Here is an 11,616-nt window from a genome sequence, read left to right on the forward strand (position 1 = left end):
TTTTATTTGCTGTACTGTAGCATACATGATTACGTGGGTTACCTGGTGCTTCTACCAGATAAAAAAACAGAATATTTAAACAGGCGGAAAACAGTAAAAACAATCATCGACATCGTAATCCCTATAGCGATACTGGCCTATCTCATTTTTCCGCTCTGGTGGTTTAGTTTTGGGATATCAATAGTGCTGATAGGGATCGGTATCATTTGCTTTGTATGGTTTGTTTATCAATATTTTAACGATATAAATATAAACGGCATAAGCAAAGAGGTGTTGATTGTGGGTTGTGTAGTGATATTAGTTTTTGGTATGTTCTTTTTTAATATGGTTGGCCAGGGTTGGGATAAGGGTCTTTTTAAATATTCCAATGCAGGGCAATACGACGCTTTCGATGCGTACGAAGCCCGTAATGAACTGGATAACGATTTTAAGGATCTGTTGGATTCGATAAAAAAGGAGTCGGACAGATACCAGGCGAGGGCAGACCTTATTTCCCCAAAAGAAGTTCGTGCGGATAGTAAAACGGCAGTTTACGAAGGTTACTATTTCAAGGAAATTTACAAGATAATGATCAAAATTGATACCACCAAGGCGATCAGCAAAGAGAATATTTCCGAATCTATCGGAAAGCTTAAGGTATTTGCCGGCCAAATGCTTTGCTATCAAGAATATCTTGTAAGGACAAAAAAAACCAGCCACTTTTACGAAGCGAACAGCATTAATGTCTTTTCGCATTCTTTAGTAGATTACGGCAGCGCTATCCAGAAAGCTAAAGTAAAGGCAATTGCAAAGCAATGGGCCGAGTTGCTAAAAGTGTTGCAATACAAAAGCATGAGCTGGTTTTTCTTATTGATTATGCTGGGGCTTTGTTTATGGTTAAAAATGCAGAAAAAAATGCAGGACGTAAGCAACGAGGTAGTAGGATTTGAAGCTGAAGAAAATGAGAGTAATCAAATTAGAATATCAGCATCCATTGAAGTTAGAAAGAAGGATATAGACGTGATTAGCGACAACCTCAGCCAGGTTAAGTCGTTGGTGTTTTTGCTTTTTGTATTGATAATTCCTTGGTTCAGGTCTATTGATTCCAAGGACATCGAGTTGGATAAACCTTTTTTGAATTTTAGCTTAAACAACTTAGCAAATGGAGGAGGAGCGACGGGCGGTGATGTGTCAAAGTCTGATAGCAAAACAGAAAATAACGGTGATAAAACCATAAATTTTATTGACAACGGGACAAAGTTTAAACTTAATGACAGCCTCTTGATTGCAATTGATACCAACGTGAAAGTATCAACAAAACTAATAAAGGAACAAGCGGCACGGACAATTGGTAGTGCCGAAGATAGAAGCACATTTGAAGAAAATAAATAATGAAAAATATTGGGTTGTGTATTGTAGTTATCATCTGTTTTCCATTTACTTTATTAGGTCAAAGTCTGTCGACAATTGATTCTATTAGGAATGTAAAAATAGATGCATTCATTAAATCAACAGAATCGATAGACACATATGCGAATAGATTGTCTGTTTTTGTTACCGATAAATTGTTAAGCGGGAAAGTTTTTGAAGATAAACAGTGGAACGAAATCCATGGGTTCTTAAAAAATATAAAGGATGTTACAAATAAAGTTAAGGTTGACAGTGTGTTTGAGTCTCAATCTATAAAACAAATGAATCTAAATGCTGAATTTGCACATTTTGAAGAGCAGCGATCTTTAATGGAGTCTGTTTTTCTACCTTTTGAAAAATATAAAGGAAGAAAACTGTATCAGGCACAGATGAATTATGCAGAAGCTCGCGTACAAAAATTTCTCGTTGCCACAGCCAACTTCAAGCAGTATCTAAACTTACTCAAAATATCCATAGTAGATGACTTGATGAAGAAAATACGCTTAAGAATTGATTCAACAGACGTGTTAATAGATATTAATAAACATATCATCTGTGAAATAGACGAGTATCAAAAAGATAAAATGCCTAAATTGAAAAAAAATATTGACAGTGTAAAAAGAGCTGTAGACAGCGTAAATAAAAAAGCGGATACTATTCTTATCGTTCTTAAAGGCGATCAAAACCCCTACAAACAATACGCCATCGTCTCCGGCTATAGCAACGTATTTGGATTGGCCTATCTTCATTCAATAGGTAAATCCCTCGACCCAAAAGAAGGGAATTTCATCGGTGCCGAATTACTTTTGCCTGTTGATGCCCGTACCGCAACCGATATCGGAGGTTTTTTGTTGTATGGATTGCGCTATGATAAGCTTTTGCTGCAGGCAGGTTTTGGGTATTTAAAAAACAATAACACTATGGAAAATACATCGTGGAAGGTGGCCGCATTATATACGCCCCATCATTTCGGTATTGGCGCAAGCTATTCTCCATTAACTAAAGCCGGAATTCAAATCTCTTACAGGTGGTAAGCTTGAGTAGTCTTATTCAGCACTCGGGTAGAACAATTATGCTAACTATCGGGCCGCGCACAATCGCGACGGTGTGCCGCCCATTATTAAAGACAGTTGCCTTTTTGGTTACCATTGCGAAGTACTGTAGGTAAGCGAACCAGCACCTACACGTTTATCGGCGAAGTCTAAATTTTCAGATCAGGTTTTCCTTGATGGCCAGCTTTATAAGCGCGGCGGTATTTTGCACGCCAAATTTTGCCAGCATATTCTTCCGGTGCGAATTTACCGTGCTTACATCTACAAAAAGTTGTTCGGCTATTTGCGGGTTGGTAAGCCCGTCGGCAATCTTTTCAAGTACTTGCTTTTCGCGGCGGGTTAGAGGAGGCAGCTTACCTGTATCTGCCTTGCGCAGATAAAGGCTCGCAGAGCGGCTGAAGTAGTGTTTGCCCTTTACCACTGTTCGTATAGCCTCGGTGATTTCGTGTTGGGCGGCATCTTTTAACACATAGCCGCTCGCGCCATTTTCCATCATTTTTTTGATAATCCCCGCCTGGTTGTTAATGCTTAAAGCAATAATGCAAATAGCCGGGTATAAAACTTTTACTTTTTTGCACAGGTCTAAACCCGTCATATCGGGCAGGTCTATATCCATCAATATCACGTCCGGCTGAAAATTTTTTAGGCGGTACAACAAATCGGTACCGTTGTAAAAATGGCCGGCGCAGTTGATGTCCGTTTCATCAGCCAATATGGCTATAATGCCTTCTTTTACCAGCGGGTGGTCTTCTACCATTAAAACCTGTATCATGTGATTATAGGGGTATTACTATGTAAACCGATGTTCCCAACCCTTCGCCCGATTCTACATCCAGCGTGCCTTTAAGGGCGTCAATTCGGCTGCGAATGTTTTTGTAGCCGATACCTTTCGCAAATTCTGCTTGTTTGGTATCAAAGCCTTTTCCGTCATCCTCAACTGTCATCTGTAAAGTGCTGTCTTTGGCTATCAGCTGTACGATTATATTAGAGGCATCGGCGTGTTTAACCGTGTTTGTTATCAGTTCCTGCACAACTCTGTACACCGATATTTTAATGGTGTTATCCAGTTCCAGTCCATCCATGCCCAGGCTGTGATAGCTTACGGGGATAGGGCCGCTTTCGTCGGTCTGTCGGCAATAATCTTGCAGGGCCTCGTTCAGGCTTAGCTTCATCAGTGTTTCGGGCATCATATTGTGTGCCACACGGCGCAGCTCGGCGATGGATTCATCAAGCATGGCCATGCTTTTTTCAAATGCCAGGGCGTTGTCTTCGGTTATTACAAAGTTTTGCTTCATGCGTTTAAAGGAATATTTTGCGCCCGATAATATGCCACCCAGCCCATCGTGCAGGTCCTTGGCCAGGCGGCTCCTTTCTTCTTCCTGCCCTTTGATTACGGATAGGGTAGCCTCTATCTGTTTTTCGTTCTCTAACTGGGTTATTTTTTGCTGCTGTATCATTTTTTCCTGCTGCATCACGCGCTGCCGGTTACGCATCCACAAAAAGAATAAAGCCAATGCAATAACGGTCAACAATAACGACACGGCCAGGATATAGGTCATTCTTTGTTTTTGGGCGATCTCTACCGACTGCAGCTGTATTAGCGCTTCTTTTTTGTTGGTTTCGTATCGTGCTTCAAGGTCGTGGGTGGTTTTAAGTATATCAGCATTGAATGTTATTTGCTCCAGCGAATCTGCCTTTGCCGCGTAAAACTCCGACTCTTCTACGTAGCCACCGGCCAGCAATATTTTAGCATACAGCTGGTAGCACTCCTTAAGCCGGTTACGGTTATTGTCTTTTGTGGCGAGGCTTATCGATTTATTGATGTACTGCTTTGCAGCGCCTAATTGCCTATGATAATAACTTTCGGCAGCCAGCCAATAATTTGATACGGCGAGCCTGTCGTTACTTTGCAGCCTGCCGGCAACGCTTGCCAGCCGGGCGGTAAAATTGCTAAGCTTAGCGTAATTCCGCCGCTCTACACAGTGCTTGCAGTAGCTTTGCAACGCATCCGCCAACCCTACGTCATCGTTCAGTTTAATGGCAAGCGCTATGATCTCATCGTTTATCCGGTCCGATTCATCGTAGCGTTTTAGCTTCCACAAAATAGCCGCTTTGTTTACCAGGTGGCTCATATAAAAACCGTCCTTATTTTCTTTCGAAATAGCTAAGGCTTTATCGGCATACAACAGCGCTTTTTCCTGCCTGTCGGTTTGCGTGAAGATAGTGGAGAGGTTGGTGTACACATTGGCCATTTTCACGCTATCGCCAAATTTCTCAAATATCACCATTGAGTTAAGGTAATAGCGCATAGCCGAATCCAGCTGCTGCATCAGCCCGAAGGTGTTGCCCATATTTTCGTACATTATACCGAGGCGCATTTCGTCTTTCCGTTCGGTGGTAAGCTTTACGCCCCGGCGCAACAAGCCCATGCAGGCATCATATTTCCCTTCCAGGTTTAGTAGTTCGCCCTCGCTGCTGTAGTAGCGGATGATACCACGTGTAAAATCAAGTTTTTTGCTTAGCTCGTAACCCTGGTTGTAGTAAACACGCGCCTTTTTTATATCGTTATAGGCAAACTCGTCGCCTATATGGTTTAGCAACTTTACCTTATTGGTATCATCCTTCGCACGGCGCAACTGCATGATCAGGGTATCGCTTTTTTGCAAAGGGGTATTTTGGGCTTCACCGGTTTTGGCGGTGGCCAACAGAAATAATAAAGTAAGTAGTGATAAGGCCCCTTGCATCAGCTTTTATAAGATAAAGTTAACATTTCCTCCTTTCAAAAGTACATATGTGCCTCACCAAAAAATTCCCCCTTTTGGTGGAAATATATTGTGTATCAGTGCCTCTACTTTTGGGTAACACAAACATCCAAACCATGAAGAAGTATTTTTGCCTGTTAAGCGTACTAATATTAAACAATGTCATCATCGGCCAAACCGCATCTGCACAGGATCAGCCGTTTAAGGCTTATAATAATTACGATTTTGTACCAGGAGCGGCCATCATTTTTGAAGATGACTTTCGTGGCGACCAGGACGGTGAGTTCCCCGCACACTGGAATTTGGGCGAGGGCCAGGGCGTTGTCAATAAAATGGGCGAAGATGTGGTGTTTGCCATCACCAAATATTACAGCATTTATACCCCCGCGATAAAAAAAGCTATTTACCTGCCCCTGCAATATACCATTGAGTTTGATACCTGGCTGGATGCTGCTTACGACAGCAACGAAGGTGCCTATATCGAGTTCCGCAAAGGGAAAGAAAGGATAGGCACACTTTTTACCAACCATAGTGCTTTCAGGATGGAATTTGGCGACGGCCGCCTTAACGGCGACCTACCCGCAGCAATTGGCGGCGATGGCTACCATAATAAATGGCATCATGTTGCCATTGCAGTAAACGGAAACCAGATGAAGGTTTACTGCGACCAATACCGTGTGCTGGTAGTACCCAATAACAATTTTAAAGCTACCGGCATAGCCCTTGGCGGCAACGCCAGCGAAGGTATGGCCATGCTGATAAAAAACTTCAGGATAGCCGAGGGTGGGGGCATGAATATGCTTGGCAAAAAGTTTACCGATACCAAGATCATCACCCACGGTATCAACTTCGATTACAATAAAGCCACCATTAAGCCCGAAGGTATGGGCACGCTGAATATGATAGCCCGTGTGATGAAGGAAAACCCCGAAATAACATTTGAGGTAGGCGGCCATACTGATAGCGATGGCGATAACGCTTACAACCTACGCCTCTCACAACAACGCGCCGAAGCGGTACGCAGCCAGTTGATACAATTAGGTATACCGGCTGCCAGGTTAACCGCCAAAGGCTACGGCGAAACAAAACCTATAAGCGATAACCTTACGCTTGCCGGCAAGGCCAATAACCGCCGGGTAGAATTTGTAAAAATGTAAAAGCATCTTATCAATAAACACATATAAAACTACACCAATGAAAAACAGATTATTTATGCTAATGGCATTTACAGCAATCTTTGCGTCCTGCCAAAAATCGAACGAGAAACCAAAAGAAGAAGAAAAACCAAGCAACCAATTTGTGCTGAACGGTACCACTTATACATCTGTCAGCGCCAAATTTAAAGTGATGAACCCCATGTTTGTCGAGCTGCGCGATTCGGCCATGTCGTCGGATAAGCAGAAGGCCGCTATTGTGGAGTCGGTGTTTTACGGCGGTACAGCACGCCCGGCCGATGGCAGCTATATTTTGGCGAGCGACTCGTTAGGCGTTGCGGACTTAAAATCAACACAGATAATACTGAGCATTGTTGAGGTTGACCTTACCGCCAAGCATATCAATTACTACCATGTAAAGAATCCGGGCAGGACTACGGCCACGCTTACCGGCAGCACAAGCAAAATGGTTTTAAAGGAGGCGGCACAGCAGCTTTTTTACAATACCTACAACTTTACCGGCGATGCTTTAAACGGCGGGGCATTTAGCAACGCCACCATTTCCGCCGCTACCTATACCGAAGAATAACCCATTACCCCCTTATCACATGAAAAAGATACTGTTGTTAGCCGTGCTGTTTTGCCAAACAGCTGCTTTTGCCCAAGCACCCATTTACCCGGTTACCGATTCGGTGCCGGTTACCATGAACGGGCTGCGTGCCGGTTATATTATTACCGAGGCTTCGGTAAAGGAAGTGAGCAACAAAGGTGATTTTAGCAGGTACAAGATCAAATTCTTTGTTACCAACACCACACCCGAGGCAAGGATATTGTACCGTAAGGCGGGCTTGTTCAGTAATATCGGCTCGGTAAACTCGGCAGTAGTACTGTTTAAATGTGCCAACGCTACCGGTGCCCGTTTCACCAATAAACAACATACGCTGTACATGCCGCCATGCCAGGTACTCGCCGATGTGGAAGATAAAGACTGCACCACCGGCAAAACCGTTCGTAACAACCGTTTTGTGGATCTGGGGTATTGGATAAAGCCAGGGGAAACCATATCAAGCAACAGCATCATGATTGTGCCTCTTAACCAAAAGCCTATCATGTCGGTTACGTTTTACCCGGAGACAGGCAGCAACCATGGGGCGTTTATAACACCACTCGATGAGGAACGGCAACCCCAGCAAACCGGCATGGGCCTTGCGCGCTTAAAAAATTACTCAACCAGTAATTACCTGCACATACAATACGGGCCGGTGGCCTGCACGAGTATTGATTTCAACTGGTGGAGCGCACAATGGGATATATTATACGTGCCCGGCACTAATTATGTGCAGTTGCGTAACCGCTGGAGAAATACTTTCATCAGTACCGATAACATTAATCTCATCTCAGAAGATGGGCGTTCCCCAAAAGCGATGTGGGTGTTGGAAGAAACCGGGCGTAATAACACTTATTATCTAAAAAATGCTGAAGACAACGCCAAGCTGCTTATCCAAAACGGAAGGCTTACGGTTGTGAGTGGCAACAATACCAACTACAACGCCCATTGGGTCATCGAAAAATTATAAATTAAACCTGGTTATGAAACGATATTATTTTACCCTGCTGCTATTTGCGGCAATTACAACGGTGTGCGCGCAGCAAAATGGAGTTAGGCCTTTTACTGCGGCCGAAAAAGAACGCTGGCAAAAAATTTCGGATGGGCTGGGCGCAGCCTTCCCGAAAAATTATAAAGACTGGCGCATCGACTCGTGCAACTGCCGTGATTTTTCTTTATGGGCCGAATTCAATAAAGCCCGGCAACCTTTAACCGTGGTTGATAATAAAAACCAGCCGGTAGGAAACCACCCATATTACGAGATAAAATTTATAGACGAAACCGAGGAAACCGAAAATCAGTTGCAGCAATTGGAATACGATGCGGTAAACAATATATCCGACCAGGCCAAATACAAAGCCCTGCTGGCCAGACAGGATAAAATGCGCGATTGCAGGCAATTGCGCATACATGCCTTTGCCAACTACATGATAAGTTCGACCGCCGGATACCGGGCAAACACAAAAAAAATAAAGTTGGATATACCCATTACCGGCTATGCATACCTGTACACGGTGCCTGTTGGGCCAGAGTTGATGGCTGACGACGGTGGCTCTGTTGGCCAATATGATATGCACATGGATGAAGCATTAATCATCATTACGCCGGCGCCCGTAAAAGTTGTATCAACCCCACTTACCGGTAAACGCAATTATATTGAAGATGAGGTAATACCCGTAAAAGTACCCGAACCCACCATGGGGCCTATAAAAAATATCGTGATTTGGATAAAAGGCGATGAACAACGCGTGCGCGAGGTAATCAGCAAAACCGACTGGAAAGCTTTGCAAGCCACGATAGGTAAATAGCTTATTCGGCCGCGCGCGGGTAACCAACTGCGCCGGGCATCGTTATAAAACGGATTTGTACTGCCACTGCGTGCCGGGGTGTAATCGCAAAGAGTCAGGGTTACGGGTGTAGCACACCACCTGGCGCGAGATTAATTACTACACATATAGCCGTAGTAAGTTTCCCCTTAATATTCCGCCAAAACATTGAAGCCAACGCCCGCCATGCTTTCTTTTTCCCATTCGGCCTGGCTGGTTTCGCGCGATATTACGGCACTGGCAAACAAACTGGCCGAAAACATAATACCGTGTCCACGGGAGTCCTTTATCCACTCCAGGCTCACGAAGAATTTATCCTCTACCACAATGAAGTAAGGTTCCAGGTTAACGGTTATCTTCTTATCGCCCTTATGTACGGTAACAAATATGCTTTGCTGTTGCAGGGGTTGATCCGGGCGGCCATCTTTCACGGTATAAAAGTTGAGACGCAGTTTTACAGAGTCGGTAACATCGCTGGCTATAGAGGCGTTGAATTGCTTAAGGTAGGTGGGCGATTTCTTTATTTTGATGATAGCACCAATCTCGTTGCCCAGTTTATTACTGGTAAAACCTGCGTTGGTAGATTGTGATTGCGTGGTATTGCCAAGCACCACTTGTTTCCATTTGTGGTTGCTTACTTTCACCTCGTTAAGCTGGCGCAGCGCAGGCTGCAGGGCTATAGTCTTATAGCTATTATATTCCTTGCGGAAATCGGCTATCAGGAAGGAGCGGGGCACATAACCCACCATAGAGATGCGCAGGCTATCGGCATCGCTATTGGTGAGCGATATGCTATAATGCCCGTTGGCATCAGTAACGGTACCTTCGGCTTTGCCCACGATACCCACGTTCACGAATTCGAGGTTCTGGTTGGTTTTGGCATCTTTTACAATGCCATCGAAAATCTGTGCTTTGGCAAATAAACTTACAGAGGCGAACAGGGCAGTAAAGAAAAGGTTTTTCATATTGGCAAGACGGTTTTTCGCAGTAAATGGTTACGCACTAAAATACATTTCGTTCATCAAAAACCAAAAGCACTCGTCGCCGGTTCAAGCGCCCCGTCGCCGGTTCAAGCGTCTCGCTTGAACCCACACACATGTCTGCGTCCCGCTGACGTAAGTTGCATGGTAATAAATATGCAAATGTTTCCTGATATTGCAAAAGTGTTGTTGTAAGCGGGACGCTTACATTTGCTTTGGTTCAAGCGAGACGCTTGAACCGGCGGGGTAAAGGTAATTAATTACGCTTTGACACAGTTTATTTAACACTCTCAGGAAAACTGCTTTACATAGGAACGCCTGTTATGTGCTGTTTTATTTCTTAATTATCTTGATTGCTTGTTCTGTCCAGTCACTTCCCTTAAGATAAATGTCAGGTCTAATCCCTTCTTTGTCTACTGAAAATCCTGTGTCTAACCAAAGTTGTCTGTTGGTTGGCAATTGAATGCGAAATGTTGAACAGGCTGTTTTATAATGCACAACATTTCCATAGTCCATCATTCCACCTGAATTTACGCCAACGACTACAACTTTATTGCTTTGTCTTGCTACCATAGTAAACAATTCACCACTACTAACAGTATTTTCATTTATTAGCAACGCAATTTTTTTGGGGAAAGGTTTTGCTTTTGCCATTTTTAATGTGTCGGTAGGTTTGCCATCTTCATTATACATTTTATCGTAATTAGCCTTCATTTTGTTAAACCTCACATCTAATTTATTTTTTCCAGCACTATCCAAACTCTCGTAATAATTTGAAATGTAACTCTTATACCAAATGTCAAAATTGCTTTTTGTCAACCGCATTTCTGCATTGTAAAATATAATTGGGTTTGTGTAAATGTATTCTAGTAATTGAAGCCCAATACTATAATCGCCACCACTATTGTTGCTCATATCTAATATCCAATATGGCGTTGCTTCTAACTTATCTTTATATTTTTTCAAAAGATATGCTGTTTGTTCATAAGTATTATTTTCAAAAGAAGGAAATCTCCAAATAGCAACATCGTTTTTAAAAGTTAAACTTGGCGCATATCTGTCTTTTGACATTTCATATTCTATAATATCTCTTTTTGTTTTAACTATTGGAAATGTTTTTTCATAGAACACAATGTCAAAATCAAGAATGTTATCTACTACTTGAACTTTATGGGTAGAAATGTCTGATTTATCGCCTTCATAAAATGTACCTTCATACTTGGTTCCTGTTTTTTTAATCACCAATTTAACTTCCCCTACTTTCCAATTTTCGTTTTTAGTGCTAATTATGGTTGCATAAAATAAATTGGGTTTCACTTGTGTAATACCTAATTTATAGCTTGAACTTTCATAAATGCCTTCTATTAGGTCAAGTTTTTTTGCTTTTGAGAAGTAATTATTTATTTGACTTTGTGTCAAGTTAGTGGTTAGAATTTGAAAGTCTTTTGGTTCTGTTTTGTTGTCCGAAAATTCTTTTGGTTTATTGTATTTAATTCGCAAATGCTTGTCTCTAAAGAAAGTAATCCATTCTTGTATTTGTTTTGCACATGAACTGTCAGTATTAATTTTTTTTGATAATGAATAATGTTTAACTGTCCACCCATTGTAAGCTGTTTGATTACTTGTAGTTACTTTGTCAAACCAACCTGCGTAATTGGCTTCTACAATTTTTTGAGTTTGCAAAAATAAGCTGTCGCAATTACAATTTTGTCCAAAAGACAAGTTTGCAATAGCGAGGGATAAAAAAGTTAAAAGTCTTTTCATTATTTTTTCTTGTTAGTTGCTGTACTGTCGCTCTAAAATGGCACATAACGACCCGGGGCTTGCCGATGTTGGCGGTTACATT

General features: G+C 42.5%; 10 protein-coding genes. 6 read left to right on the forward strand and 4 right to left on the reverse strand.

Annotation, left to right across the window (positions count from 1 at the left end; all coding sequences use genetic code 11):
* The first annotated feature begins 33 nt into the window (after positions 1-33).
* Together AC1DYT_RS15470 and AC1DYT_RS15475 are read left to right on the forward strand one after the other, a co-directional pair.
* Positions 34-1,371 carry a hypothetical protein gene (locus AC1DYT_RS15470; protein ID WP_477470483.1) on the forward strand — a complete coding sequence of 446 codons (1,338 nt, stop codon included), beginning with the start codon at positions 34-36 and terminating at the stop codon, positions 1,369-1,371.
* Positions 1,371-2,423 carry a hypothetical protein gene (locus AC1DYT_RS15475; protein ID WP_477470484.1) on the forward strand — a complete coding sequence of 351 codons (1,053 nt, stop codon included), beginning with the start codon at positions 1,371-1,373 and terminating at the stop codon, positions 2,421-2,423. Before AC1DYT_RS15470 ends, AC1DYT_RS15475 begins: the two co-directional genes overlap by 1 nt.
* 175 nt (positions 2,424-2,598) lie before the next feature.
* Here the strand turns inward: AC1DYT_RS15475 and AC1DYT_RS15480 are convergent, their stop codons facing one another.
* Together AC1DYT_RS15480 and AC1DYT_RS15485 are read right to left on the reverse strand one after the other, a co-directional pair.
* Positions 2,599-3,213: a response regulator gene (locus AC1DYT_RS15480; RefSeq protein ID WP_477470485.1), complete on the reverse strand. Its 615-nt coding sequence runs from the start codon at positions 3,211-3,213 to the stop codon at positions 2,599-2,601.
* A 4-nt stretch (positions 3,214-3,217) separates the two neighbouring features.
* Positions 3,218-5,185, reverse strand: a complete 1,968-nt coding sequence (locus AC1DYT_RS15485) for a sensor histidine kinase (RefSeq protein WP_477470486.1) — start codon at positions 5,183-5,185, stop codon at positions 3,218-3,220.
* Positions 5,186-5,319: 134 nt separating this feature from the next.
* Here AC1DYT_RS15485 and AC1DYT_RS15490 point away from each other — a divergent pair, with 134 nt between their 5' ends.
* The 4 genes from AC1DYT_RS15490 to AC1DYT_RS15505 are packed head-to-tail and all read left to right on the forward strand — an operon-like array spanning position 5,320 to position 8,772.
* Positions 5,320-6,360 carry an OmpA family protein gene (locus AC1DYT_RS15490; RefSeq protein ID WP_477470487.1) on the forward strand — a complete coding sequence of 347 codons (1,041 nt, stop codon included), beginning with the start codon at positions 5,320-5,322 and terminating at the stop codon, positions 6,358-6,360.
* Between the two features lie 37 nt (positions 6,361-6,397).
* A complete protein-coding gene (locus tag AC1DYT_RS15495) occupies positions 6,398-6,946 on the forward strand; it encodes a hypothetical protein (protein WP_477470488.1) in 549 nt (182 codons plus the stop codon).
* Positions 6,947-6,965: 19 nt separating this feature from the next.
* A complete protein-coding gene (locus tag AC1DYT_RS15500; RefSeq protein WP_477470489.1) occupies positions 6,966-7,934 on the forward strand; it encodes an RICIN domain-containing protein in 969 nt (322 codons plus the stop codon).
* A 13-nt stretch (positions 7,935-7,947) separates the two neighbouring features.
* Positions 7,948-8,772 carry a hypothetical protein gene (locus AC1DYT_RS15505; RefSeq protein WP_477470490.1) on the forward strand — a complete coding sequence of 275 codons (825 nt, stop codon included), beginning with the start codon at positions 7,948-7,950 and terminating at the stop codon, positions 8,770-8,772.
* A 167-nt stretch (positions 8,773-8,939) separates the two neighbouring features.
* Here AC1DYT_RS15505 and AC1DYT_RS15510 read toward each other — a convergent pair whose 3' ends face one another.
* Together AC1DYT_RS15510 and AC1DYT_RS15515 are read right to left on the reverse strand one after the other, a co-directional pair.
* Positions 8,940-9,755, reverse strand: coding sequence for a carboxypeptidase-like regulatory domain-containing protein (locus tag AC1DYT_RS15510; protein ID WP_477470491.1), 816 nt, complete (start codon positions 9,753-9,755; stop codon positions 8,940-8,942).
* Between the two features lie 348 nt (positions 9,756-10,103).
* Positions 10,104-11,534, reverse strand: a complete 1,431-nt coding sequence (locus AC1DYT_RS15515; RefSeq protein WP_477470492.1) for a S41 family peptidase — start codon at positions 11,532-11,534, stop codon at positions 10,104-10,106.
* Positions 11,535-11,616 lie beyond the last annotated feature (82 nt).

This window comes from Mucilaginibacter sp. P1_D10 (assembly GCF_056406215.1).

Coding starts and splice junctions, on each gene's coding strand:
- AC1DYT_RS15495 (WP_477470488.1), top strand. CDS start 6,398: ATGAAAAACAGATTATTTATGCTAATGGCATTTACAGCAATCTTTGCG.
- AC1DYT_RS15515 (WP_477470492.1), bottom strand. CDS start 11,534: ATGAAAAGACTTTTAACTTTTTTATCCCTCGCTATTGCAAACTTGTCT.
- AC1DYT_RS15485 (WP_477470486.1), bottom strand. CDS start 5,185: ATGCAAGGGGCCTTATCACTACTTACTTTATTATTTCTGTTGGCCACC.
- AC1DYT_RS15505 (WP_477470490.1), top strand. CDS start 7,948: ATGAAACGATATTATTTTACCCTGCTGCTATTTGCGGCAATTACAACG.
- AC1DYT_RS15480 (WP_477470485.1), bottom strand. CDS start 3,213: ATGATACAGGTTTTAATGGTAGAAGACCACCCGCTGGTAAAAGAAGGC.
- AC1DYT_RS15500 (WP_477470489.1), top strand. CDS start 6,966: ATGAAAAAGATACTGTTGTTAGCCGTGCTGTTTTGCCAAACAGCTGCT.
- AC1DYT_RS15475 (WP_477470484.1), top strand. CDS start 1,371: ATGAAAAATATTGGGTTGTGTATTGTAGTTATCATCTGTTTTCCATTT.
- AC1DYT_RS15510 (WP_477470491.1), bottom strand. CDS start 9,755: ATGAAAAACCTTTTCTTTACTGCCCTGTTCGCCTCTGTAAGTTTATTT.
- AC1DYT_RS15490 (WP_477470487.1), top strand. CDS start 5,320: ATGAAGAAGTATTTTTGCCTGTTAAGCGTACTAATATTAAACAATGTC.